The sequence below is a fragment of the Pseudomonas sp. SST3 genome (assembly GCF_003325755.1).
The window spans coordinates 136625-160469 of sequence record NZ_QORI02000004.1; the positions used below are offsets into that span (position 1 = coordinate 136625).

A 23845-nucleotide genomic window follows, 5' to 3' on the forward strand; every position below is an offset into this window, starting at 1 on the left:
CTCCAGCAGACGAGAAAGCCGGCCGCCACTTGCGCGGCGGCCCGTGAATCAACCCGCTGTGGCGGCTGCGGTTTTCTGCTGGAGCTCGGCCATGCGCTGTTCAAGCACGGCGAGCTGAGCGTCCAGGTCCTTGAGCTGGGCCTGCTTGTCGCTTTCGTCGAGCTTGGCGTTGTTGGCGATCTCGCTGCGCTTCTTGAACAGTTCCAACTGGCGAATCGGTAGGAGCTGGTCGTTATCGGAGGCGCGGAACTTGCCCCACTGAAGGTCAGCCAGCACCTTCATCTCGCTCGGCTCGTCGCCGTAGCTCATGATGAAGTCGCGAATGTCTGCCTTGGTCGCCTCAGGCAAGTTCTTGCGCCAGACCATGGGGTCGGCAGGAATCAGCGGCGACGTCCAGATCACTTTGAGCTGAGCAGCTTTCTCTGGGGCGGTCAGCTCCAGGCGCTCCATGCCCTCGCTATTGAAAGTGCCGACGTCGACCTGCTTGTTAGCCACCGACAGTGCGTTTACTTCGTGGCTGCCATTGAGCGAGCGCTTGAAGATCTTATTGGCGTCTACCTTGTTCTTGGCGAAGACGTAATAGCCCGGCACCAGATAGCCGGAGGTGGAATTCGGATCACCGTTGGCGAAGGTCAGCTTGCCGGCGTCCTTGAGCATATCTTCGACGGAGTTGATGGGACTGTCCTTGTGCGCCACCAGCAGGCTGTAGTAACCCTGCGCACCGTTGGCGGCGACGGTCTGGGCGAAGATCTCACCGCCGGCGCGGTCCACGGCTTCCATCGCCGACTTGTTGCCGTACCAGGCCAGGTCGACCTTGTCGAAACGCATGCCCTGGATGATGCCGGCATAGTCCGGGGCGAAGAAGGCGTTGATCTTCATCCCGGTGCGCTCGCTCATGGCGGCGAGGAAGGGATCCCATACGGCCCGCAGGTTCTGCGAGGATTCGGTGGAGATGATGCCAAAATTCAGTTCTTTGCCATCTTCGGCGTGGGCGCCGCCCAGCAACGAGCCGGTCAGCAAGGCGGAGGCGGCCAGCACACGGCCAATACGATTGAACATGGAAAAGCTCCTGTTATTGGATGACGTTGGGGTTGGCATGACGTGGGATTGAGGGAATCAAGCCCGGGCCAGACTCAGCGTGCGGGTCTGCGCAGGCACTGCCGCGGCAGGCGAACGGGTCTGATCGGAAAACAGCAAAGTGGCGTCGAGATCGGCGCCGTAGAGATCGTTGAGAAGCCGCGAATCGAGATCGGCGCAGGCACCGTCGTAATGGATGCGTCCATCCTTGAGCGCCACGGCTCGCTCGCAATAACGCAGGGCGTAATCGACCTGATGCAGGGTCACCACCACGGTCTTGCCGTCGCGCCGGTTGATGTCGGCCAGGATGTCCATGACCTTGCGGGCGGATTCCGGGTCGAGCGAGGCGATCGGCTCGTCGGCGAGTATCACTTCGGCCTGCTGAGTCAGCGCACGGGCAATGGCTACTCGCTGCTGCTGACCACCGGACAGTGTCGAAGCACGCTGCTCGGCACGATGGGCCAGCCCTACGCGGTCCAGTGCTGCCAGCGCCTGTTGCTTCTGCTCGGCGCTGAACATGCCCAGCGAGCCGCGCCAGCGCGGCATACGCCCGAGGAATCCCAGCAGGACGTTGTCTATCACGCTGAGGCGGTTGACCAGGTTGAACTGCTGGAAGATGTAGCCGATGTCGGCACGCAGCCGCCGGACGTCAGCGTTCAGACGTCCCGCCGACTGCACCTCGCGGCCGAGCACCTCGACGTTGCCGCCGCTACGATCGCAGCAAGCCAGCCCGGCAATGTGCCGCAGCAGGGTGGACTTGCCGGAGCCGGACGCGCCGATCAGCGCCACCATCTCACCCGGCTGCACGGAGAGCGCCAGGTCGTGCAGGGCAAGTTTGCCTGCGAATGTCTTGTTCAGACGGTCGACACGGATAACCGCACTCATGGATCGACTCCTCATCGAGAACGACGGCAGCCGATGGCGGCCGTCTGATGAGGCATGACCTTAGGCACGGCCAGTGTCACTTGGGTGAACCGTTCGTGACGGTTTGGTGACTTGTCTGGACAGGCGAAACGGGGGAGTCGAAGGGCGTTCGTCGAAGCGCGCCTTCTAGCTCGCCGGTTGGCGCCTTTCAGCCGTTCGCTGGACTATTTCGGGATGCCGTTGACCTGATCGCCAGTGCCCAACTGATGGTGACGAAACCAGCCCTGGTTCACTTCCAACGCATAACGCGCCGGCTCGCGTGAACAGCGGATCGTTTTGTCCAGTGGCGCCAGATCGATGATGTCGACGATGCGTCCCTGTTCGTCCATGAAGGCAGCCGACAACGGCAGCGGCGTATTCTTCATCCACAGGCAATGGCGGCGAACATCATCGAAGCGAAACAGCATGCCGCGGTCCGCTGCCAGCTCGGTGCGCTCCATCAGCCCACGGGCACGCTCGTCCGGCGAACGGGCGTACTCCGCCTTCAGTTGCGCAGCGCCAATCTGCAGATCGAGCAGCGACTCGGTCGCAGCCACCGAGGAAAGGCCACTCAGGCCCAAGAGAGATAACAGCCAAGCCGTGCGCATCGAACGCCTCTGGAGAAAGAAAGGAGCCATCGCAGCATAACCAAGGCAGTGGTCTCTAGTCCTCGGTCACCGGCGCCTCGATGGCCACGTGTTCGCTGTCGCCATAACGCTTCTGGCAGCGCTCGCAGTAGAAGCTGCGGCGTTTGCTGCGGCCGAGGGATTTGGCTTTTACGAAGGGTTTTTTGCAGCGCGGGCAGGTGGTCTTGGTATGCGCCAGCCAGTGTGCTTTCAAGGTGCCTTCGCGCTTCCACTGCAGGAATTCGAAGCTGTAGGTGCGTACCTCCTTGGCCAGCTCGCGCAGCTTGGTAGCCGGCAGGTCACCGATCAGCGACAGCGGATGAATGCGCGTGCGAAACAGCACTTCGTTCTTGATGATGTTGCCGGAGCCGGAAAACAGCGTCTGGTCCAGCAGCGCATCGCACGCCAGCAGACGTGGCCGCGCGCGTAGCTTCTTCAGCGTCACTCGGCCATCCCAGGCCTCGCTCATGACGTCCGCGCCCCAATCGTAGGCTTCGTCCAGGGGGCCTTCGATGAACTGCACCGAACAGCCGTAGAAATTCAGCTCACCGTTGGCGAACCCCAGCCTGAGACGAGGCGCGGAGTCCTTGCGCTCATTGATCCGATAACTGCCGAACAGCAGCAGATGAATGCGCAGGGAGACGTCATCCAACTCGATGAGAAAATGCTTGCCCCAGCTGCGAAATGAACGCACCGATTGACTCACCAGCCGCGCCTTGTCGAGCTTGGCGCTGCCCTCCGCGAACTCGACGGTCTTGCCGGTGAATCCGGCGACTTCCTCTCGAAGAATGACGATGGACGGACCTTCGGGCATGGCTGCTACCGGTACGTGGGCGTACTGATATGGACTCGAGCCGTGGCTGAAGGTGCGACGAGGAAAAGCGAGCGCTTCGCGCCGATGTGGGCGTGTTCGCCATGACGCAGTTTTGCGCGCCCGACGTTGTGCCTGCAGACGGGGGGTCATAGAGTACTGGCATTCCGTGGCGCCAGAGCCTTGAGCCCGCCCCACCATGACCTCGTCCGGATGTAGCCGATGGATATCAAACCCTTACTGAAAACCCTGGCCGCCCAGGATGGCTCCGATCTGTTCCTGTCCACCGGAGCACCGCCCTGTGCCAAGTTCAACGGTGTGCTCAAGGCGCTGGCAGCCGAGCCGCTGAAGCCCGGCGACATCGCCACCATCGCCGACGGCGTCATGGATGCCGAGCAGCGTGCCGAGTTCGAGCGCGAGCTGGAGATGAACCTGGCGATGTCGATACCAGGCGTCGGGCGCTTTCGTATCAATATCTTCAAGCAGCGCAACGAAGTCTCTATCGTCGCGCGCAATATCAAACTAGATATTCCCAATTTCGATGACCTCAAGCTGCCCCAGGTGCTGCTCGACGTCATCATGGAAAAGCGCGGTCTGGTGCTGTTCGTCGGCGGTACCGGTTCGGGCAAGTCCACGTCGTTGGCGGCGCTGATCGATCACCGCAATCGCAACAGCGGCGGGCACATCATCACCATCGAAGACCCGGTGGAATATGTGCATCGGCACAAGAAATCCATCATCAACCAGCGCGAAGTCGGCGTGGATACCCGTAGCTTCCAGGCCGCGCTGAAGAACACCCTGCGCCAGGCGCCGGACGTCATCCTGATCGGCGAAATCCGCGACCGCGAAACCATGGAACACGCCCTGGCGTTCGCCGATACCGGCCACCTGGCGATTTCTACCCTGCATGCCAACAACGCCAACCAGGCGCTGGACCGCATCATCAACTTTTTCCCCGAAGAACGCCGGCCGCAGCTGCTCAACGACCTGGGCAACAACCTCAAGGCGTTCATCTCTCAGCGGCTGGTGAAGACCCGCGACGGCAAGCGCCGTGCCGCGGTGGAGGTGATGCTCGGCACGCCGACGGTTCGTGATCTGATCAAGCGCAACGAGTTCAGCGAACTCAAGGAGATCATGGAAAAGTCGAAGAACCTGGGCATGCAGACCTTCGACCAGGCACTCATCGATCTGGTCAACGAAGGGGTGCTGGACGAGGAAGAAGCCACCAAGAATGCCGACTCGGCAAACAATGTGCGACTCAAACTCAAGCTGCACCGCGACGGTGGCGTCGCCGCCAGCCCGAGCAACGCGCCGGCGTCGCCACAGCCAAGCGGCGAAGCCAAGACGGCGAACTGGGGAATGGAGCTGAAGCTGGAAGAGCTCGATGACCCTAACGAGGAGAACGACAAGCCCTGACGGCCGCGAGCACTCAGGCCCAAACAAAAAGACCGGCCATTACCGCTCAGATGGCCGGGTGAGCCTACCACTCCAGCTGCAAGCGGCTCTCGAAACGGCGCTGCTCGCCGCTCAGCGGATCGCGAAACGCCAATGCCTGCGCCAGCAGCTTCAACGGCTTGGCGTAGTCATCCTGATCACGCCGCGCGCGCTCGATCAGCTCCGGATAGAAGGGATCGTTGCAGATGCCCGCACCCAACGTCGCCATCTGCAGGCGCAGTTGGTGTTTGCGGCCGGTGACCGGATAGAGCGCGTAACGCCAATGCTCGCCGCGACGCTCCAGCACCTCGATACGCGTCTCGCTGTTGGGCTCTCCCTCGCCTTCCTTCATTAGGAAGAACGGCTCACCCTCGACCATGTGTATCCGCTGCTGCCGGGGAAATTTCAGATCGGGCAGCGCCGGGCAGATCGCCTCGTAGCGCTTGTCGATCTTCCGTTCGCGGAACAGTGCCTGATAGCGGCCGCGGCTCTCGCGATTGGTGGAAAACAGCACCAGTCCAGCCGTCAACCGGTCGATACGATGAATCGGCACTAGATCGGGATTGCCCACACGCTTGCTCAGCCGCGCCAGTAGCGTTTCGTTGACGTACTCGCCGGCCGGCATCACCGGTAGGAAGTGCGGTTTGTCGGCCACCAGCAAATGCTCGTCGAGATGCAGCACCTGTTCCTCGAAGGGAATGGGTTTCTCGTCCGGCACCTCGCGAAAGTAATGAACCTTCAACCCGACCTGATAGGGATGCTCGACCGTTATCGGCTGCCCATCGGCGCCCAGGACGCGGCCACGGGTGAAGCGATCGGTCCAGGTCACGCGATCGATCGCGGGGAAATGCGCGCACAGGCAATCGAGCACCGTAGCCCAGCCGCCTTGAGGTAGATGCAGGGTGCTGCGGGCATTGGGAGCGGTAGCGGACATGACGAAGGCGTGCACGAGGGAACGGCCGATGATGATAACCGACTGCGCCGCGACAGCTCCGACAGTGCCGGCTCGAAATCCATCGGATTTCACCAGTACCTGTCGATCTGCACCGATGCCAGTCGACCATCAGAGCGCGCATCGAAATCATCGATGCCCCATGACTCGTTCCGCACTGGAGGTCACGATGAACAACCATCCGATCGTTTCCCGTCAGCAGTGGCTGGCCGCCCATACCGAACACCTGCTCAAGGAGAAGCAGGTCACCCATCAACGCGAGGCGCTGGCCGCGGCCCGTCGCGAATTGCCCTGGGCGCTCGTGGAAAAGGATTACCGCTTCCAGGACGCACAAGGCACGGTGGGCCTGGAGCAGCTGTTCGACGGCCGCAGCCAGCTGGTCATCAAGCATTTCATGTTCGGCGCGACTGGCAGGAGGGCTGTGTCGGCTGTTCTTTCGAGATGGACCACCTGCAGGGCGCCCTGGTGCATCTGGCCAACCACGACGTCAGCGTCGTGGCCGTATCACGCGGACCTTTCGCGGCGCTGGAGGCCTTTCGCCAACGCATGGGCTGGCAGATCCGCTGGGTGTCGTCTGCCGGCAGCGATTTCAATCGGGACTTCCACGTCTCGTTCGATCCCGAAGATATCGTCGAGGGCAAGGTGTTTTACAACTTCACCTGGGAACCGTTCGTCTGTGAGGAGCTGTCGGGCTTCAGCGTGTTCTATCGCGACGAAGACGGACGCATCTTTCATACGTTCTCGGCATATGGGCGCGGCGCGGAGGAGTTACTGGGCAGCTATGTGCTGCTCGACATGACGCCCAACGGGCGCAACGAAAACGAACGGCACAACCTGACCGATTGGGTCCGCCATCATGACCGTTACGGCAGCGGAGGCAGCGTTGGCCCCGATGGGCGCGCCGTTCCAGCTGCCCAAGAATCGGCTTCAGACTGTTGCCATTGAGCCGGAGCGCGCGTTGGTCACACCCTGAATTTCCCTGAAACCCTCGCGGCCTTGTCCGGTCCAGATTAGAACAGCAGGCATTCCGGGGCTGCGAAGGCCGCTTCCATTGCGCGTGAGAGTTGCGTTGCGTGCGAACGCCTCCGGTGTACCAGCCCTCCCTTTGTCTGAACGGTTCATCCTCCAGACCAAGCGAGGTTTCCATGGCAATGACAGTGGGTGACTACCTAATCGAACGCCTCTACCAATGGGGCGTTCGCCGCATCTATGGCTATCCTGGCGACGGCATCAACGGCGTGTTCGGCGCCCTCAATCGTTCGGATGAAAAGATTCGCTTCATCCAGGCACGCCATGAGGAGATGGCTGCTTTCATGGCTTCTGCCGATGCCAAGTTCAACGGTGGCCTCGGCGTCTGCATCGCTACCTCTGGCCCTGGGGCGGCACACCTGATAACCGGCCTGTACGACGCGCGCCTGGACCATATGCCAGTGTTAGCCATCACCGGTCAGAAATCGCGTACCGCACTAGGGAGTCATTACCAGCAGGAAATCGATTTGGTCTCGCTGTTCAAGGATGTTTCCGGCGCGTTTGTCGAGCAGGCCAGCGCACCGGCCCAGGTCAGGCATCTGATCGACCGGGCCATTCGTACCGCGGTGGGCGAGCGCAAGGTAGCGACCATCATTCTACCCAGTGATCTGCAGGACGCCGAATACAGCGAGCCACCACGCGCCCATGGCGCGGTGCATTCAGGCATCGGTTACACGCGGCCGAAAATAGTGCCCTACGAGGCTGACCTGCAGCGCGCCGCAGACGTGCTCAATGCCGGCAAGAAGGTCGCCATCCTGGTCGGTGCCGGGGCGCTGAACGCCACCGATGAGGTCATCGCGGTTGCCGAAAAACTCGGGGCCGGGGTGGCCAAGGCGCTGTTGGGCAAAGCGGCGGTACCGGACGATCTGCCCTGGGTGACCGGCTCCATTGGTTTGCTCGGCACCGAGCCGAGCTACAAGCTGATGACCGAATGCGACACCCTGCTGATGATCGGTTCGGGCTTCCCCTACTCCGAGTTCCTGCCCGAAGAAGGCCAGGCGCGAGGCGTACAGATCGACCTCAAGGCAGACATGCTGAGCATTCGCTACCCCATGGAAGTCAGCCTGCAAGGCGATTCCGCCGAAACACTCCGGGCGCTGCTGCCACTGCTCACCGAGAAGACCCAACGCAGCTGGCGCAGCGACGTCGAAGGTTGGCGGATGGAATGGGAGCAGACGCTTGAGAAGCGTGCCATGACCCAGGCGGACCCCGTCAACCCTCAGCGCGTCGCCTATGAACTGTCGCCGCGCCTGCCCGACTATTCGATCATCACCAGTGACTCGGGCTCCTGCGCCAACTGGTACGCGCGGGACGTGAAGATCCGCCGCGGCATGATGTGCTCGCTGTCTGGGGGGCTGGCCTCGATGGGTGCAGCGGTGCCCTACGCCATCGCCGCCAAGTTCTCGCACCCTGATCGGCCGGTCGTTGCGATGGTTGGCGACGGCGCGATGCAGATGAACAACCTGGCCGAACTGATCACTGTCGCCAAGTACTGGAAGGAGTGGCAGAACCCGCAATGGATCTGCTGCGTATTCAACAACGAGGACCTCAACCAGGTGACCTGGGAGCAGCGGGTAATGGAAGGCGATCCTAAGTTCGAGGCGTCGCAGAACATCCCCAATGTGCCCTATCACCGCTTCGCCGAGTCGATCGGTCTGAAAGGCATCTATGTCGACCGGGAAGATCGTGTTGCTGCCGCATGGGATGAAGCCTTCGCCTCTGACAAACCCGTGTTGATCGAATTCAAGACCGACCCGAACGTGCCGCCGCTGCCACCGCACATCACGCTGGAACAGGCGAAGAAATACGCCTCGGTGTTGCTGCATGGCGACCCGGATCAGGGCGGGATCATCAAGCAATCGGCCAAGCAGGTGCTCAGCAAGGTGATGCCCGGGCATGACAAGGATAAAGAATGACCGCTCGGCCGGACGCGGCCATTCGCGCGCTACGGGTCGGGGCCTACCGCGTTCCGACCGACGCGCCCGAGGCCGACGGTACCTTTCGGTGGGACGCGACTACGCTGGTGCTGGTTGAGCTGGATGCGGCCGGCGAGACCGGCATGGGATATACCTATGCCGACGCCTCGTTGGTGCGGCTAATCGACGACCATCTGCGCTCATTGGTTGTAGGTGCCGACCCGATGGCCATAGCCGGCATCGCCGAGCAGCTCTGGGCCAGCGTGCGCAATCTGGGGCGTTCAGGCCTGGCCGCCTGTGCAATTTCGGCAGTCGACGGTGCGCTGTGGGATCTCAAGGCGAAGTGCCTTGGCGTGCCGCTGGCGCAGCTGCTGGGCACGCGGCGGACTGCAGTACCGGTGTACGGCAGCGGCGGGTTCACGAGTTATGCCGACGACAGGTTACGCGACCAGCTTGGGCGCTGGGTAGAAGAGGACGGCTGCCGCTGGGTGAAGATGAAAATCGGCGCCGATGCCGATCATGACGGCCAGCGCGTGGCCGCGGCTCGGGATGCGGTCGGTGACGCCGGGCTGTTCATCGACGCCAACGGTGCGCATAGCAGCCGCAGCGCCATCGCTTTCGCCGCGCGTATCGCCGAGTACCGTGTCGGCTGGTTTGAGGAGCCGGTCAGTTCGGATGATTTGAACGGGCTGAGCGCGGTGCGTGAGGCTGTCGGCGCACAGGGACTGGCGGTGGATATCGCCGCTGGGGAATACGCATATACGCCGGACGATTTCCGCCGGCTGCTCCAGTGTGGCGCCGTCGATGTGTTGCAGGCTGACGCGACTCGGTGCGGCGGCATCAGCGGTTTTCTGCAGGCAGCAGCCTTGAGCGATGCCTTTCATATCGATGTTTCTGCGCATTGCGCCCCTGCCTTGCATCGACACGTGGCTTGCGCGGTGCCGCGACTTCGACATATCGAATGGTTTCACGACCACGTGCGCCTGGAGTCACGGTTGTTCGACGGGGCTCCTGAAATCGATCGGGGCGTGATCACCCCAGACTGGAGTCGGCCTGGTCATGGCTTGCAGTTCAAGCATGCCGATGCGCGGCAGTACCAGATATGACGCTCTCCCAACCTGCGCAAGAGAGGCTTCATGGTTTCAGGCACTCAACTCAAGCTGATCGCCGCTGGCGCAACCACGGCGTTGGCTGCGGCCTCACTGGTCTGGCAAAAGCATGAACGACGCGGTCGCGGGCTGCTCTTCCGCCCCGCGGACGACAGCCTCGTCGCGGCGGCACGCACGCTCAATCGGGGCGCCGGGTTGCTGGCCCTTGCAGTCGGTATGGACAGCGCCGCCGAGCATTACCGCGGCGACTTTCAGAACCGGGCCATGTACACGCCACTGGCGGTATCAGCGCTGTCATTGCTCGCAAGCAGTCAGGGGCAGCAGGACCCGGACCCAGCCTCCAGCCGACTGCGCAACGGGGTCTACCTGGGCACGGTGTTAACCGGTCTGGCCGGGACGGGCTTCCATCTCTACAACGTCACCAAGCGGCCGGGCGGCTTCTGCTGGAGCAACCTGTTCTATGCCGCCCCCCTTGGCGCGCCGTCGGCGTTGGTGCTTTCCGGCGTATTGGGTTATTACGCCGAGCGGTTGCGCGCCGAAACGGATGACGCGATACCGCAGGTGTTCGGCTTACCGGCAGGCAAAGCGGTCGCGCTGATGGCAGCCGCCGGGTTGCTCGGCACCACGGCCGAAGCCGGGCTGTTGCATTTTCGCGGCTCGTTCCAGAACCCCGCCATGTACTTGCCTGTCACTGCGCCTCCGATCGCCGCAGGGCTGCTGGTCGCCACGGCACTTGCCGGGCCACAGCATCCGCGTCTGCGCTGGTGGTCGCGTTTGACCCTGCGTTTCACCACGTTCATGGGCCTCGCCGGAGCGGGCTTCCATACCCTGGGCATCGCCCGCAACTTCGGCGGCTGGCGCAACTGGCGGCAGAATCTGCAGGCCGGCCCGCCGCTCCCCGCTCCGCCGAGTTTCACCGGCCTGGCGCTGGCGGGCCTCGCCGCACACACCTTGCTCGATGAAGAGCGCGACCTGTCGGAATACCGATGGTGGGACAAATGAATCAGCGCTATCCCGGCTATGACGTACAGAGCAAACGCGAGGGTTCCTCCTGGAACGAGCCGACTCGCCGGGCGATCGATACCCGGGTTTCGGTACCCGATCAGCCGCGCTTTTTTGACTCCACGCAATGGCTTGTGCTCAGGGCGGTTTGCGCGCGAATCGTGCCGCAGCCGAGCAATAGACCGCCGGTGCCATTAGCGGCGCTGGTCGATTCGAAGGCCTTCCAGCGGCACGGCGAGGGCTATCGGGATGCGCGCCTGCCACCGTTGCCGCAAGCCTGGCGCAGCGGGTTAGCCGCGCTGAACGCCGAGGCGCAAACGCTACACGGCAAAGCTTTTGCGCAGCTCAGCGACCACGAGCAGGATGCGCTATTGGCGGCCATGCAGAAGGGCCAGCTGTACCATCCAGCGTGGGGCGCGATGCCGCCCAAGGTGTTCTTCAGCGAACGGGTGGTGCATGACATCACCGCCGCGTATTACAGCCATCCCACAGCCTGGAACGAAATCGGCTTCGGCGGGCCCGCCAGCCCGCGCGGCTATGTGCGGCTGGAGGCCAACGCCCGTGATGCCTGGGAACCGGCCGAGGCCAAACCCGACGACGAAGGCAAAGCCAGGGAGCTCAATCATCGTGTCAGATGAGTTGTTCTTGCACGCACTGCAAACCCCCCGCGGTCGCGACGGGCGCGCCCCCGATGTATTCAAGGTCGGCCGCTGGATACCCATGCGCGAGTACCCACAGAATGAGCCAGTGGACTTCGCCATTGTCGGTACCGGGGCGGGTGGCGGCACCCTTGCCTGCAAGCTCGCCGAAGCCGGGTTTTCGGTGGTGGCCTTCGATGCAGGCGCCTGGTGGAGACCGCTTGAGGAATTTGCCTCGGATGAAGGACACCAGCAGAAACTCTTCTGGACGGACGAACGCCTGTGCGACGGGGCAAACCCGCTCAAGCTCGGGAGCAACAATAGCGGCATGGCAGTAGGCGGCAGCACGGTGCACTTCGCCATGGTCTCGTTGCGGTTTCGCCCGGAATGGTTCAAGGCGCGTAGCCTGCTTGGCTATGGCTGCGACTGGCCGATCGACTGGCAGGACATGTGGCGTTATTACACCGAGGTCGAACAGACGCTGAAAATTGCCGGACCGGTTCGCTACCCCTGGGGCCCGAAACGTCCCCGCTACCCCTATCGTCAACATGAGGTGAATGCTTCCGGGTTGGCGCTGGCCCAGGCCTGCGAATCGCTCGGCGTGGATTGGTCGCCTACCCCCTTGGCGACACTCTCCGCACCGCGCGGCGACGCACCGCCCTGCGTTTACCGGGGTTTCTGCGTCACGGGGTGCTCCACCAACGCCAAGCAGAGCGTGCTGAACACCTGGATACCCCGCGCGGTGAAGGCTGGCGCGGAAATACGAGATTTGGCGATGGTCGGTCGCGTCGAGACGGGCCCGGACGGCTTGGCTACCGGCCTGCACTTTCATCGGGAAGGCCGGTGGCAGTTCCAGCACGCCAAGCATGTCGTGATCGCCGGCTATGCCATCGAAACCCCCAGACTGCTGCTCAATTCAGCCAACGATCGATACCCGAACGGGCTCGCCAACAGTTCCGGGCTGGTCGGCAAGAACCTCATGGTGCATAGCAACCAAGCGGTATGGGGCATGCTGGAAGACGAGATTCGCTGGTACAAGGGTCCGCCGTCGCTGGCGGTGTGCGAGCACTGGAATTACGAAGACCGCGGCAAGGACTTCTTCGGTGGTTATGCATTCATGAGCCAAGGTCCGCTACCGGGCGCCTGGGCCGCGTCCCAGACCGGCAACCACGGTCTCTGGGGACAGGCGCTGGTGGACGAAATGCAGCACTACAACCATCAGGTGGGTCTGAAAATCGTTGGCGAAACCCTGCCGCAAGCACACAACCGGGTCACGCTGGCCGATGAAACCGATCAGTACGGCCTGCCGATCGCCCGCGTCAGCTGGAGCTATAGCGATAATGATTGGCGGTTGATCGAGCATGCGCTGGACTTCACGCGCCGCGGTCTCGAAGGAATCGATGCGAAAAACATCTGGGCCGAAGCCGAGGGTACTGCCCATCTTGCCGGAACCGCGCGGATGGGCAGCGATCCGGCCAGCAGTGTGGTCGATGGTGACTGCCGCAGCTGGGATATCCGTAATCTCTGGATCTGCGACGGGTCGGTGTTGCCCACCATTGGCGGCGCCAATCCGTCTCTGACCATCCAGGCGATCGCCTGCCGCACCGGCGACCGCATCCGTGAACTGGCGCGCCGGGGCGAACTGTAGCGGACCGCTGCGATCAGTCCTCTTCCTCGTGGGTCACTTCGCCGGTTTTGCCGTCCAGCTTGAAGTCCCAGACCTTGCCGTCGGCCTTCATCCCCTCGCCTTCCCAGGAATCGCCCTCAGCGTCTATGGAGTGGAGCGTGGTGAAGCCAGCGGATTTGGCCTTTTCCACCGCCTGCTCCAGGGTAATCCAGTCGGCACCCGGCTTGTCTGCCAGCGCGACTCCGCTGGCGATTCCGAAAACGGCGATGGCAAGGGCGGCGGTCAGGTGTTTCTGATTCATGGCGAAATCCTCTTGTTTCACGAACGGGATGTGCTGCGATGCGCTCTTGTACATACGAGCCCGACGCCCGACCGGGGTTCACCGATAGGTCTGGAATGGGTCCGGCGGTCTGTATCAGCGCTTTTCAATGGAAACGAGGGCCGCTTCGTCGCCTTCGCTCTGAAAGCCGATCCGGACCTCATCACCCACCGCCAGACCTTCGAGCTGCTCGCGCCGGGCCTGGAACTCCATGGTCGACGCAGGCCATTTCAACGCCGGTACGGGTCCGTGGGCGATGGTCACGACGCCTCGCTCGCGATCCAGCGCCTCGATGGTACCGCTGGCGCGCATGACCGGCTCGGAGACCATTTCGGTGGCGGGCCCGGCATCGATATCCGGTGAATCAGAGGGCGCCGCAGGCTTGAGTAGATCCTGTGCCAGCACGGTTGGAGCGAGCAGGAGCAGGCCCGATAGCGTGATGCAATGGAGTGGTTTCATGGCAGACCTCCCGGAACAGGTGGACGTACGCTGCATTGGACAATGCAGCCGCTGCTATTGCTGCCCAGGGTGCGGTTTCACGACACGGTCACGTTCAGTTTCGTGTAAGCCACGGCTCGTAACCTGTGCAACGTCGAAACCCACATAGGAAAACGAAACCATGAAAACACTGACTACCCTGATCACTGCCGCTACCCTCGCCCTCGGTGCCAACCTGGCCATGGCTCGGGACCTCGGCCCGGACGAAGCGCTCAAACTGCGCGATGCCGGCACCATCCAGTCCTTCGAAAAGCTCAACGAAGCGGCCCTGGCCAAGCACCCCGGTGCCAAGGTCGAGGAAACCGAACTTGAAGAAGAATATGGTCGCCACATCTATCAGGTTGAATTGCGCGACGACAAAGGTGTGCAATGGGACATGGAGCTCGACGCCAAGACCGGCGAAGTGCTCAAGGACCATCAGGACGACTAATGCGCCCCGCCACTCTTCTCATTATTCCGCTGGCTCTGCTGCTCGCCGCCACCCCGGTGGCGAGCCGCGATCTTGACCAGGATGAAGCCCTGCGGCTGCGCCGCGAGGGGCTGATCCAGCCACTGGAAAGCTTGTTGCAGAAGGCAATGGAGCGCCACCCCGGCGCTCGGCTGCTGGAAGCCGAACTGGAAGAAGAAGATGGCCTCTACGTCTACGAAATCGAACTGCTGACCGCAGACGGCGTCGCCCGCGAGCTGGAACTGGACGCGCGCGACGGTCGACTGCTCAAGGACGAAGAGGACTGATGCGCCTGTTACTGGTCGAAGACAATGTGCCGCTGGCCGATGAACTGATCGCCAGCCTTGGCCGCCAGGGTTACGCCACCGATTGGCTGGCCGATGGCCGCGACGCCGATTACCAGGGCACCAGCGAGCCCTACGATCTGATCGTTCTCGACCTCGGATTGCCTGGCAAGCCGGGGCTGGAGGTGCTCCGCGATTGGCGTGGCCGTGGCCTGGCGACGCCGGTGCTGATTCTCACGGCTCGCGATTCCTGGGCCGAGCGCATCGAAGGGCTGAAAGCCGGTGCCGACGACTATCTGACCAAGCCCTTCCACCCTGAAGAACTGTTGCTGCGCATCCAGGCACTGCTGCGCCGAGCCCATGGCGTGGCCAACCAGCCGCTGCTGCAGGTTGGCGGGGTGGCGCTGGACGAAGCACGTCAACGCTGCCGCAAGGACGACCAGGACATCGAACTGACCGCCGGCGAATTCCGCCTGCTGCGCTACTTCATGCTGCATCCCGGTCAGCTGCTATCCAAGACTCAATTGGCCGAACATCTTTATGACGGCGAAACCGAACGTGATTCCAATGTGATTGAAGTCCACGTCAACCGCCTGCGCGGCAAGCTCGGTCGCGAGCTGATCGAAACGCGGCGCGGTCAGGGCTATCGCTTCGGCGGCGCGCCTTGAAATCCATTCAGCGCAGCCTCAGCTTCGGGCTGATTGCAGGCCTGCTGCTGGTCGGCCTGCTATTGGTGCAGACCAGCCTGTGGCTGTTCGAAGCGGGCCTGCGGCGCAACCTGGCCATCGACCTGCGAGAGGAAACCGAGGGGTTGCTGATCGCCGTGGTGCAGGGCCCGGACGGTTTCAAGCTGGACCCGAGTCGGCTTAACCCTCGCTACCAGCGGCCGTTTGCCGGCCACTATTTCCGCATCGATCTGCCAGCGCAGAGCTGGCGGTCGCGCTCGCTATGGGATGCCGAACCGGCTTGGCCTACCAATAATGGGCTGGCCGATGAGCTGCTGCACGGCCCGCAGGATCAGCGGCTGCTGAGCTATCGCGCCGAATATCGCCGCGACGGCCAACCCATCGTCATCAACGTGGCGCGCGATTACACACCGATCCTCAAGAGCTTCGCTCAGGTTCGCCTCGGCGGCCTGGCGCTGGTCGGTCTGGCACTGCTGGTGTTTCTGCTGTTGCAACGCTATGCGGTCAAGCTCGCCATGCGCCCACTGGAGCGCGCCCGTCAGCAGATCGCTCAGTTGCAGCAGGGCCAGCGCCAGCAACTGGACATCCAGGTGCCGGTCGAACTGCAACCATTGGTGGAGCAGATCAACCACTTGCTGGCGCATACCGACGACACGCTCAAGCGCTCGCGGCACGCCCTGGGCAATCTGGGTCATGCGCTGAAAACGCCGCTGGCGGTGCTCGCCAGCCTCGTTCGCCACGAAGAGCTGGCTGCTCATCCGCAACTGCAGGCGAATCTTCGTGAACAGCTGGAACAGATCCAGCAACGCGTCTCCCGCGAACTGGGACGCGCCCGCCTGGCTGGCGACGTATTGCCCGGCGGTTATTTCGACTGCGCCGAGGAGCTCGGTCCGCTATTCGAAACCCTGAACATGATCCACCGCCGCGACCTTCATCTGCATTGGCAGGCGCATGAAGGTTGTCGCCTGCCCTGGGATCGTGAAGACATGCTCGAGCTGCTCGGCAATCTGCTGGATAACGCCTGCAAATTCGCCCGGTCTGAAGTGCTGCTGACGATCACGCAGTCGCCGGACGGCTATCTCATACAGGTAGAAGATGACGGACCGGGCATACCGACCGAACGTCGCGAAGCGGTTCTGGAGCGCGGCATACGCCTCGACGAGCGTGCCGAAGGGCACGGCCTGGGGCTTGGCATCGTGCGGGATATTCTGGCTGCCTGGAACGGTCGGCTGACGTTGGAGCAAAGTGCGCTGGGCGGATTACGCGCAGGCATCGACCTGCCAGTGCAGAAGCGCAGGACGGAATAGTCAGATCACGGAAAAGCTAAAGGCGCGGGGTTATTGCGTGCGCGCCAGCTCTTTGCGCATGTCTTCGAGCATCGTTTCCACTAACAGGCCATTCTGCACCTGGCGGCCGGACACCATGCGAATGGCCTCGGTGCCGTTGATTGGATAGCCGACGCGAACGACCAAGTATCCGTCGTCCTGCGGCTCCACGCGGGTCTTGTAATCAGCCGGAAAATTATCGGCAAGGTGACGGGACAGGGTTTTCATGAGTGCCTCGAGCGCTGAGTCTGAAACAAAGACCCAGCAATAAGCCTGGAGATTCCAAGCCACTCATCGGATGACCGCCTATCGACAAAAAACTGTAACGGTAAACCCGTCCAGGCTCACTTCCCCTCGCTTCGCCCGTAGGCCAACCAGGCCAGAACGCCCATGCCGGCAAAAGCGGTTGCAGAGAAAAGCAGCGCATTCAGTAACAGGCTCATCATGTTGTCATCCTTGCTCGGCTCGCTTGAAGTACGTACCGAATATATGTAGCTTCGCGCGACACGTCGAGCCACCTGATAGTCGCATGTAAAGTTTTCCGGCAGATGAGGCGAATATGAAAAGGAAGCAATCGATCAGTCAGATCCGCTGGGATCTGGCGCTGCGCTACCGGCTGATCGAGACGATAGCCTGGTGGGAAGGCCGCCTGACCACGGGCCACCTGATGCAAAGTTTCGGCATCAGCCGGCAGCAAGCCTCGAAGGACATCAATACCTATCTCAACGAGCATGCGCCGAATAACCTTACATATGACCGTCATCTGAAGGGCTACAAGCCGAGCAAACAGTTCGAACCGCTGTTCATCGATGGCAGCGCCAGCGCCTACCTGCACCTGCTCGATCAGAACCGTGACCGCGCCCCGCATATAGAAGGGCTGGCGCTGGCCTATGCGCACACCGAAGTACTGCACATGCCCGACCGCAGCATCCGCCCGGAAGTGCTGCGGCCGATTCTGCGCGCCTGTCGCGAGGGGCTGCGGCTGGAAACCGAGTACGTCTCCCTCGCCCACCCGGAGGTGGAGATCCGCGTGATGGCGCCGCATACGCTGGTCTTCACCGGCACCCGCTGGCATGTACGTGCCTATTGCGAGAAGAACCGCGGCTACCGTGATTTCGTCCTCAGCCGTTTCCGCGGCGAGCCGGACCTGATGGACGAGAGCGAGAATAGGATCGAGCAGGACGAGGCATGGAATACGCCGATTGAAGTGATCATCGAGCCCGATACGCGACTGACACCGGAGCAGAAAGCAATCATCGAGGTCGACTACGGAATGGATGATTGTGCGCTGCGCATCGCGACCCGTGGAGCGCTGGTGCAGTACGTGCTGCAGCGCTATCAGATCGATCCGAACACCGTGCAGGCGAATGCGGCGGCGCAGCAGATTCAGGTGAGGAATCTTCAGGCGCTGAAGGCGTGGTTGTACTGATGACTACGCCACGCCGCAACGCCGCTTTTCGTAGGAGCCAGCTTGCTGGCGATCCGGGCTGGAGCTCGGCGCCGAATACGTGCACCGCGCTTTTCTCGCTAAAACGCACAGCCCAATTACACCCCCGCTCCGGCGCTTTTCGTAGGAGCGAGCTTGCTCGCGAAATGGTGCTGGCAGCACGTACATTTTTATATGGCGCCGCGCTTTCCTCAGCCCAACCCACAGGTTGCGCCTTGCACGGCGCGTCACGAGGGGCCATCCCTGGCCCATCGCTCCTCGCTCGGCATCCATGCCTCGCGCCCCCCTACGCAACGCCTACGCTCGGCCTCCTGAAGGGGGCTCGGATCCGAGTCGCCTGTAAGTCGGCGAATGAATTGGAAAACAACGTTCCGCTTTTCCATCAATTGCACGACCGAACGGACAACACCAAACCGCCCCTTTCAGACGGCCGAATGGAATCGCTGCGTAGAGGGGTGAGCGGCATGGATGCCGCGAAAGCCGTGAAGGGCCATGGATGGCCCTTGCGCGGCGACCCTCGGAGCAGCGATGGAATAAGGGAAGTCGAGCGCAGCGAGACCCGGATGCAGGGGCAAGCGTTTTTGGTTACTTTTTCCGCGTCTGGAAAAAGTGACTCGCCGTGCAAGGCGAAACCTGTAGGCCCAGCCGAGGAAAGCGCGGCGCCATACAAATATGGCCGTGCCGCCACAGCTTCGCGAGCAAGCTCGCTCCTACAAAGAGCGATGAACCCACCGCACGAATCGCGATCTCCCAGCCTAGCCAACGAACGCGTAACACCACGCCACCCCACTCAAAAAAGCCCCCGCCCATGCGCCTGATCCACACCTCCGACTGGCACCTCGGCCAGACCCTCCACGGCCAGGACCGCGATTACGAACACGCGCAGTTCCTCGCATGGCTGCTCGGCCAGCTGACCGTCCACCAGCCGGACGCCCTGCTGATCGCCGGCGATATCTTCGACACGGTCAACCCGCCGCTCAAAGCCCAGGAACGCCTCTACGACTTCATCGTCAGCGCCCACGAAAAGCTGCCGCAACTGGATATCGTAATGATCGCCGGCAATCACGATTCCGGCGGGCGCATCGAGCTGCCTGGACCGTTGATGAAGCGCCTCAACGCCCACGCCATCGGCCGCATCAGTTGGCTGGCGGACCACCAGCTCGATCATGGCCGGCTGCTGGTACCGCTGCATGACGCCAAGGGCCAGGTAGCAGGATGGTGCCTCGCCCTGCCCTTCCTGCGCCCGACGGAAGTCACCGGCGGCGAGGCGGGCGAGGACTACATGGCCGGCATCCGTTACGTCCACCAGCACCTGATCGCAGCGGCAGAAGCCTTGCGCCAGCCCGGCCAGGCGCTGATCGCCATGAGCCACGCACACATGGCGGGCGGCGCGGTCTCCGAAGATTCGGAGCGCAACATCGTCATCGGCAACGCCGAGGCGCTGCCGGCCAGCCTGTTTCCCGAGCCCATCGCCTACGTCGCCCTCGGCCACCTGCACAAGCCGCAGAAGGTCGCCGGGCAGGAACGCATCCGCTACAGCGGCTCGCCGCTGCCGCTGTCGTTTGGGGAGATCAACTATCCCCATCAGGTGCTGCTGGTGAGCGTTGACGGCGACCAGCTGGGCAACATCGAAAGTCTGCCCGTGCCGCGCGCCGTCGAAATGATCCGCATCGGTCGTGCGCCCCTGGCCGAGGTGATCAGCCAGCTCGAAGCCCTGCCGCCGGTGGGCCTGTTTGCCGAGAACCCGCCCTGGCTGGAGGTGCGCGTACAGCTCGACGAACCGCTGCCGGACCTGCGCCAGCGCATCGAAACGGCCCTCGATGGCAAGGCCTGTCGCCTGGTACGCATTGCCAGCGAATACGCCGGCAAGCGCGGTGAGGCTGAGTCCGAGGTGCTGCTCGGCCTCGACCAGATCACCCCGCAAGAACTCTTTGCCCGCGCCTGGGAAGAGCAGTTCGGCAACCCACCGGATGAGCAGGCGCTGGACGATTTCGCCAGCCTGCTGCAAGGCGTCGAGTTCACTGGCGAAGGAGACGCCCGATGAAGATCCTGGCCATTCGCCTGAAAAACCTCGCCTCGCTGGCCGGCGAGCAGGTTATCGACTTCACCGCTGAACCCCTGGCCAGCGCCGGCCTGTTCGCCATCACCGGGCCAACCGGTGCCGGCAAGAGCACCATTCTCGATGCCTTGTGCCTGGCGCTTTTCGGCAGCACGCCACGTCTAGATGGCGCCTCACTGCTGAGCAAGGTGCCTGACGGCAGCGATGAAATCGGCAGCGGCGACGAGCGCAACCTGCTGCGTCGCGGTTGCGGTAGCGGCTACGCGGAAGTGAATTTCGTCGGCGTGGACGGCCATCGCTACCGCGCCCGCTGGGAGGTCAAGCGCGCCCGAGAGAAGGTTGACGGCCGCTTGCAGGCGAGCAGCCAGAGCCTGCTCGACCTGGATCGCGACCAGTTGCTGGCCAGCGGCAAGAAACGCGAGTTCAAGGAATTGCTCGAAGCCAAGCTCGGCCTGACCCTGCCGCAGTTCACCCGCGCCGTGCTGCTGGCACAAAGCGAGTTCTCGGCTTTTCTCAAGGCCGACGACAACGACCGCGGCACGCTGCTGGAAAAACTCACCGACACCGGTCTCTACAGCCGCCTCGGCCAGGCCGCCTTCGAAGCCGCCAAGCGCGCCCGCGAAGCACTGACCGCCCTGCAACAACAAGCCAGCGGCGTGCAGCCGCTGGAGCCCGAAGCGCGCCATACACTCGAAGCCCAGCACCAGGCGCAACTGGCCGAGCTCAAAACGCTGCAGCAACAGCTCGAAACGCTCAAGCAACAACGCCAGTGGTTGCAGGATCTCACACGCTTGCAAAGCGAACGCGACAACGCCAGGCAGCAGCTGACCGAGGCTGAAACGGAGTTTGAAGACCTGGCCGACGCCCGCCGTATTCTCGGGCTGTTCGAGCTGCTGGCACCGCAACGACACCGCTTCATCCGCGAGAGCGAACTGGCGCCGCAGCTGACGAAGGTCGAGGAAAACCTGGCGCGTCATCAACGCGAGCACAGCGTGGTGCAGCGCCGGCTCGACGAGCTGGAGCAGCTCTGCCACGCCTCGACCGGGGCACTGAAAGCCGCCGAACAGGCGCTCAAGGCCGCCGAACCCCAGCTCGCCCAGGCGCGCCGCGAAGAAGAACACTTAAGCCATCTAGGCAATGATCTGGATGATGCACGCCGGCAAGCCGACCAGGCCGAAGCCGCGACCAAGGCCGGTGAACAGACCCTCGCTCAGCTGCGCCAGCAGCAGGACCAGGCCGCCACGCAACTGGCGGCCCTGACCGAAGGGCTTGCCCGCAGCGCCGAGCTGCAGCCGTTGTGCGCGGCCTGGAATGGCTACCGACCGCGCCTGCAACAAGCCGTGCAGATTGCGGCTCGTCTGCAACAAGGCCGTCAAGAGCTCCCGGCTCTGGAAACGGCTGCCAAGACTGCCGAAACCGCACAGGTGCAGGCACGCCAGGCGCTCGATGAGCTGCAGGCAGGCATTGGCGGTGAAACGGGCCTGGCCGAGCAGCTCGCCCAGCTCAACACTCGGCTTGATGCCTGGCGCGAAGCCCTGCGTGAAGGCGAAAACCTGCATGGGATCTGGTCCCGCCAGCAGCAACTGGTCAGTCAGCAACAGGCGTTACTCGACGAGCAAAGCCGCCAGCAATCCGAACTCGACGCCCTGACCCACGCCGGCAAGCTCGCTCGCAGCGAACGCGACGATGCGGAAAAGGCGCTCAAGGTGGTGCAGGCACTGCTGGATCGCCAACGCCTGGCCCGCAGCGCCAATGTCGAAGCCTTGCGCGCGGCGCTGGTTACAGGCGAACCGTGTAGCGTCTGCGGCAGCCTCGAGCATCCCTGGCATGACGGCAAAGCGCTGCTCGCCGCCTTCGATCAGGGTGACGAACGCGAACTCGAACTGGCCCAGCAACACCTGAAAACCCACGATGAAAAACTCCAAACGCTGCGTGACCAGCACATCGCGTTGACGACAGGTATCAAACAGAACGGGCAGCGACACGCGGAAATCGCCGATGAACGGGCGAAGTTGGAATCGCAACTGGTAGCTCTACCACTCTATGCCGAACTGCTGAGCGAGGCGGAAACGGAGCGTCAACGCTGGCTCGATACGCGACTCGCCACGCTCAGAACAGACATCACCGCGGCCAGCGCCCGTCAGCGTGAACTGCTGGCGTTGCAGCAACGCAGCGAAACCCTGCAGAGCGCCTGGCAGCGCGCACGCGACACCTGCGTACAGGCGACACAGAGGCTCACCGGCCAGCGCGACGCCATCGCCCGTGACGAAGAACGGCTGGACGAAGAGCTGGCCGAATTCGCCAATCTGCTGCCCGCCGCCCTGCTCGCCCGTTGGCGCGAGGCGCCTGCCGAGACCTTCATGCAGCTAGACAGCCAGGTCGCGGCGCGGCGTCAGCAGGTCGACCAGCAGACCGAGGTCGCCGAGGAGCAACAGCAGCGCCAGACCGCCCTGGAACGCGAGCAATTGCAGCAACAGCATCGTCTCGACCAATACAAGGCATGCGCCGCTCGCCTCGCCGACCTCGAAGCCCGCGAACGGGCCTGCCGCCAGAGCCTGCGCGAACGCCTCGGCGAGCAGCCCAGCACCCAGATCTGGCAGCAGCACCTGGAAAAGGCCATCCTGACCGCTCGCCAGCAACAAGCCGACACCGACCGACAACTGAACGAGGCGCGCGTCGAACGGACTCGACTCGCCAGTGAACAACAGAGCTGCAGCCAACGACGCGACGAGCTGCTAGACGAACGCAAAGCGCTTGGAGAAGAGCTCGCCGCCTGGCGCGCCGCGCATCCCGATCTGGACGATGCGAGCCTGGCGCAACTGCTGCAACTGGACGACGCCTTGCTCACCGAAGCGCGCGAACGCCTGCGCGCCAACACCGAACAGCTCGCCCGCAGCCGCGAACGGCTGGACGGCTGTACGCAGCGACTCGCTATGCATCAGGCCGGGCAACCCGATGCCCCCGATGGCGAAACCCTCGAACACCTCTATCGGCAGCAGTTGTCCGGTTGCGAACTAGCCGAACAACGCAGCGCCGAAACCCGCGCGGCGTTGCTCGACGATGACCGTCGCCGCAACCAGAGCCAGACGCTGCTGGGGCAGATCGCCGAAGCCACCACCGAAAGCCAGCGCTGGGGGCGCATTGCCGCGCTGATCGGTTCGAGCGACGGCGGCGCCTTCCGCAAGATCGCTCAGGCCTACAACCTCGACCTGCTGGTGCAGCACGCCAATGTGCAGCTGCGCCAGTTGGCCAGGCGTTACCGGCTCAAGCGTGGCGGTAGCCCGCTGGGGTTGTTGGTGATGGATACGGAAATGGGCGACGAACTGCGCTCGGTGCATTCGCTGTCGGGCGGCGAGACCTTTCTCGTCTCGCTGGCTCTGGCGCTGGGCCTGGCCTCGATGGCGTCGAGCAAGCTGAAGATCGAGTCGCTGTTCATCGACGAAGGCTTCGGGAGTCTGGACCCGGAGTCTCTGCAAATAGCCATGGACGCGCTGGATTCGCTGCAGGCCCAGGGGCGCAAGGTCGCGGTGATTTCACACGTGGCGGAGATGCACGAGCGCATCCCGGTGCAGATCCAAGTGCAGCGACAGGGCAACGGTCAGAGCGGACTGCGGATCACTGGCGGGACCGCCTGAGCGGCCCTCAACAGGGCGTG

The 23845-nt window shown here is 63.0% G+C and carries 21 protein-coding genes and 1 pseudogene; 14 read left to right on the forward strand and 8 right to left on the reverse strand.

Going from position 1 to position 23845, the window contains the following annotated elements; all coding sequences use genetic code 11:
- Positions 1–48: 48 nt before the first annotated feature.
- The 4 genes from phnD to DQ405_RS05740 all read right to left on the reverse strand — a co-directional run bounded on the left by phnD (position 49) and on the right by DQ405_RS05740 (position 3420).
- Positions 49–1059 carry a phosphonate ABC transporter substrate-binding protein gene (gene phnD, locus DQ405_RS05725; RefSeq protein WP_168423303.1) on the reverse strand — a complete coding sequence of 337 codons (1011 nt, stop codon included), beginning with the start codon at positions 1057–1059 and terminating at the stop codon, positions 49–51.
- A gap of 57 nt (positions 1060–1116) precedes the next feature.
- Entirely contained in the window at positions 1117–1962 is an 846-nt protein-coding gene (gene phnC / locus DQ405_RS05730) for a phosphonate ABC transporter ATP-binding protein (RefSeq protein ID WP_168423304.1), read from the reverse strand.
- Positions 1963–2165: 203 nt separating this feature from the next.
- Positions 2166–2588: a DUF192 domain-containing protein gene (locus tag DQ405_RS05735; RefSeq protein WP_168423305.1), complete on the reverse strand. Its 423-nt coding sequence runs from the start codon at positions 2586–2588 to the stop codon at positions 2166–2168.
- Between the two features lie 55 nt (positions 2589–2643).
- Positions 2644–3420, reverse strand: coding sequence for a DNA-formamidopyrimidine glycosylase family protein (locus tag DQ405_RS05740; protein ID WP_168423306.1), 777 nt, complete (start codon positions 3418–3420; stop codon positions 2644–2646).
- 219 nt (positions 3421–3639) lie between these two features.
- On the opposite strand from DQ405_RS05740, the gene DQ405_RS05745 reads away from it, so the two are divergent.
- On the forward strand, positions 3640–4833 hold the full coding sequence (locus tag DQ405_RS05745) for a PilT/PilU family type 4a pilus ATPase (protein ID WP_168423307.1): 1194 nt from the start codon (positions 3640–3642) through the stop codon (positions 4831–4833).
- A gap of 64 nt (positions 4834–4897) precedes the next feature.
- On the opposite strand, the gene DQ405_RS05750 is transcribed toward DQ405_RS05745, so the two are convergent.
- Positions 4898–5785 carry a pseudouridine synthase gene (locus DQ405_RS05750; protein ID WP_174824652.1) on the reverse strand — a complete coding sequence of 296 codons (888 nt, stop codon included), beginning with the start codon at positions 5783–5785 and terminating at the stop codon, positions 4898–4900.
- Positions 5786–5972: 187 nt separating this feature from the next.
- On the opposite strand from DQ405_RS05750, the pseudogene DQ405_RS05755 reads away from it, so the two are divergent.
- The 6 genes and pseudogenes from DQ405_RS05755 (at position 5973) to DQ405_RS05780 (ending at position 13145) form a co-directional block, all read left to right on the forward strand.
- A pseudogene (locus DQ405_RS05755) lies at positions 5973–6748 on the forward strand (DUF899 domain-containing protein).
- 200 nt (positions 6749–6948) lie between these two features.
- Complete coding sequence (locus DQ405_RS05760; RefSeq protein ID WP_168423308.1) at positions 6949–8748, forward strand: thiamine pyrophosphate-requiring protein; 1800 nt, start codon at positions 6949–6951, stop codon at positions 8746–8748.
- A complete protein-coding gene (locus DQ405_RS05765; protein WP_168423309.1) occupies positions 8745–9854 on the forward strand; it encodes an enolase C-terminal domain-like protein in 1110 nt (369 codons plus the stop codon). Before DQ405_RS05760 ends, DQ405_RS05765 begins: the two co-directional genes overlap by 4 nt.
- A gap of 30 nt (positions 9855–9884) precedes the next feature.
- Positions 9885–10859 carry a sodium/proton-translocating pyrophosphatase gene (locus tag DQ405_RS05770; RefSeq protein ID WP_168423310.1) on the forward strand — a complete coding sequence of 325 codons (975 nt, stop codon included), beginning with the start codon at positions 9885–9887 and terminating at the stop codon, positions 10857–10859.
- Positions 10856–11497 carry a gluconate 2-dehydrogenase subunit 3 family protein gene (locus tag DQ405_RS05775; protein ID WP_168423311.1) on the forward strand — a complete coding sequence of 214 codons (642 nt, stop codon included), beginning with the start codon at positions 10856–10858 and terminating at the stop codon, positions 11495–11497. Before DQ405_RS05770 ends, DQ405_RS05775 begins: the two co-directional genes overlap by 4 nt.
- 7 nt (positions 11498–11504) lie before the next feature.
- Positions 11505–13145 (forward strand): GMC family oxidoreductase, encoded by a 1641-nt coding sequence (locus DQ405_RS05780; RefSeq protein WP_206678897.1) that lies wholly within the window; start codon positions 11505–11507, stop codon positions 13143–13145.
- 13 nt (positions 13146–13158) lie between these two features.
- Here the strand turns inward: DQ405_RS05780 and DQ405_RS05785 are convergent, their stop codons facing one another.
- Both DQ405_RS05785 and DQ405_RS05790 read right to left on the reverse strand, forming a co-directional pair.
- Positions 13159–13425 carry a PepSY domain-containing protein gene (locus DQ405_RS05785; RefSeq protein ID WP_168423313.1) on the reverse strand — a complete coding sequence of 89 codons (267 nt, stop codon included), beginning with the start codon at positions 13423–13425 and terminating at the stop codon, positions 13159–13161.
- A 114-nt stretch (positions 13426–13539) separates the two neighbouring features.
- On the reverse strand, positions 13540–13902 hold the full coding sequence (locus DQ405_RS05790; RefSeq protein ID WP_168423314.1) for a copper-binding protein: 363 nt from the start codon (positions 13900–13902) through the stop codon (positions 13540–13542).
- 160 nt (positions 13903–14062) lie between these two features.
- Between DQ405_RS05790 and DQ405_RS05795 the strand changes: the two genes are divergently transcribed.
- From DQ405_RS05795 to DQ405_RS05810, 4 genes are read left to right on the forward strand one after another with little or no spacing between them, the layout of a single operon-like run.
- Complete coding sequence (locus DQ405_RS05795; RefSeq protein WP_168423315.1) at positions 14063–14371, forward strand: PepSY domain-containing protein; 309 nt, start codon at positions 14063–14065, stop codon at positions 14369–14371.
- Complete coding sequence (locus tag DQ405_RS05800) at positions 14371–14676, forward strand: PepSY domain-containing protein (protein WP_168423316.1); 306 nt, start codon at positions 14371–14373, stop codon at positions 14674–14676. Before DQ405_RS05795 ends, DQ405_RS05800 begins: the two co-directional genes overlap by 1 nt.
- The gene (locus DQ405_RS05805; RefSeq protein ID WP_168423317.1) at positions 14676–15341 is read left to right on the forward strand and encodes a response regulator transcription factor; all 666 of its coding nucleotides are present in this window, start codon (positions 14676–14678) and stop codon (positions 15339–15341) included. The genes DQ405_RS05800 and DQ405_RS05805 overlap by 1 nt, the downstream gene beginning before the upstream one ends.
- A complete protein-coding gene (locus DQ405_RS05810) occupies positions 15338–16666 on the forward strand; it encodes a sensor histidine kinase (protein WP_168423318.1) in 1329 nt (442 codons plus the stop codon). Before DQ405_RS05805 ends, DQ405_RS05810 begins: the two co-directional genes overlap by 4 nt.
- Before the next feature lie 30 nt (positions 16667–16696).
- Here the strand turns inward: DQ405_RS05810 and DQ405_RS05815 are convergent, their stop codons facing one another.
- Positions 16697–16912, reverse strand: a complete 216-nt coding sequence (locus DQ405_RS05815; RefSeq protein WP_168423319.1) for a hypothetical protein — start codon at positions 16910–16912, stop codon at positions 16697–16699.
- A 331-nt stretch (positions 16913–17243) separates the two neighbouring features.
- Between DQ405_RS05815 and DQ405_RS05820 the strand changes: the two genes are divergently transcribed.
- From DQ405_RS05820 to DQ405_RS05830, 3 genes are all read left to right on the forward strand, one after another.
- Complete coding sequence (locus tag DQ405_RS05820) at positions 17244–18113, forward strand: helix-turn-helix transcriptional regulator (RefSeq protein WP_168423320.1); 870 nt, start codon at positions 17244–17246, stop codon at positions 18111–18113.
- Positions 18114–18939: 826 nt separating this feature from the next.
- On the forward strand, positions 18940–20175 hold the full coding sequence (locus DQ405_RS05825) for an exonuclease SbcCD subunit D C-terminal domain-containing protein (RefSeq protein WP_168423321.1): 1236 nt from the start codon (positions 18940–18942) through the stop codon (positions 20173–20175).
- Positions 20172–23825, forward strand: a complete 3654-nt coding sequence (locus DQ405_RS05830; protein ID WP_168423322.1) for an AAA family ATPase — start codon at positions 20172–20174, stop codon at positions 23823–23825. The genes DQ405_RS05825 and DQ405_RS05830 overlap by 4 nt, the downstream gene beginning before the upstream one ends.
- The last annotated feature ends 20 nt before the right edge of the window (positions 23826–23845 follow it).

Excerpts from the sequence above, each read along its gene's own strand:
- DQ405_RS05785 (WP_168423313.1), bottom strand. The coding sequence starts at position 13,425 with ATGAATCAGAAACACCTGACCGCCGCCCTTGCCATCGCCGTTTTCGGA.
- DQ405_RS05815 (WP_168423319.1), bottom strand. The coding sequence starts at position 16,912 with ATGAAAACCCTGTCCCGTCACCTTGCCGATAATTTTCCGGCTGATTAC.
- DQ405_RS05830 (WP_168423322.1), top strand. The coding sequence starts at position 20,172 with ATGAAGATCCTGGCCATTCGCCTGAAAAACCTCGCCTCGCTGGCCGGC.
- DQ405_RS05825 (WP_168423321.1), top strand. The coding sequence starts at position 18,940 with ATGCGCCTGATCCACACCTCCGACTGGCACCTCGGCCAGACCCTCCAC.
- DQ405_RS05750 (WP_174824652.1), bottom strand. The coding sequence starts at position 5,785 with ATGTCCGCTACCGCTCCCAATGCCCGCAGCACCCTGCATCTACCTCAA.
- DQ405_RS05765 (WP_168423309.1), top strand. The coding sequence starts at position 8,745 with ATGACCGCTCGGCCGGACGCGGCCATTCGCGCGCTACGGGTCGGGGCC.
- DQ405_RS05805 (WP_168423317.1), top strand. The coding sequence starts at position 14,676 with ATGCGCCTGTTACTGGTCGAAGACAATGTGCCGCTGGCCGATGAACTG.
- DQ405_RS05770 (WP_168423310.1), top strand. The coding sequence starts at position 9,885 with ATGGTTTCAGGCACTCAACTCAAGCTGATCGCCGCTGGCGCAACCACG.
- DQ405_RS05800 (WP_168423316.1), top strand. The coding sequence starts at position 14,371 with ATGCGCCCCGCCACTCTTCTCATTATTCCGCTGGCTCTGCTGCTCGCC.
- DQ405_RS05790 (WP_168423314.1), bottom strand. The coding sequence starts at position 13,902 with ATGAAACCACTCCATTGCATCACGCTATCGGGCCTGCTCCTGCTCGCT.
- DQ405_RS05735 (WP_168423305.1), bottom strand. The coding sequence starts at position 2,588 with ATGCGCACGGCTTGGCTGTTATCTCTCTTGGGCCTGAGTGGCCTTTCC.
- DQ405_RS05740 (WP_168423306.1), bottom strand. The coding sequence starts at position 3,420 with ATGCCCGAAGGTCCGTCCATCGTCATTCTTCGAGAGGAAGTCGCCGGA.
- phnC (WP_168423304.1), bottom strand. The coding sequence starts at position 1,962 with ATGAGTGCGGTTATCCGTGTCGACCGTCTGAACAAGACATTCGCAGGC.
- DQ405_RS05795 (WP_168423315.1), top strand. The coding sequence starts at position 14,063 with ATGAAAACACTGACTACCCTGATCACTGCCGCTACCCTCGCCCTCGGT.
- DQ405_RS05820 (WP_168423320.1), top strand. The coding sequence starts at position 17,244 with ATGAAAAGGAAGCAATCGATCAGTCAGATCCGCTGGGATCTGGCGCTG.
- DQ405_RS05775 (WP_168423311.1), top strand. The coding sequence starts at position 10,856 with ATGAATCAGCGCTATCCCGGCTATGACGTACAGAGCAAACGCGAGGGT.
- phnD (WP_168423303.1), bottom strand. The coding sequence starts at position 1,059 with ATGTTCAATCGTATTGGCCGTGTGCTGGCCGCCTCCGCCTTGCTGACC.
- DQ405_RS05745 (WP_168423307.1), top strand. The coding sequence starts at position 3,640 with ATGGATATCAAACCCTTACTGAAAACCCTGGCCGCCCAGGATGGCTCC.
- DQ405_RS05760 (WP_168423308.1), top strand. The coding sequence starts at position 6,949 with ATGGCAATGACAGTGGGTGACTACCTAATCGAACGCCTCTACCAATGG.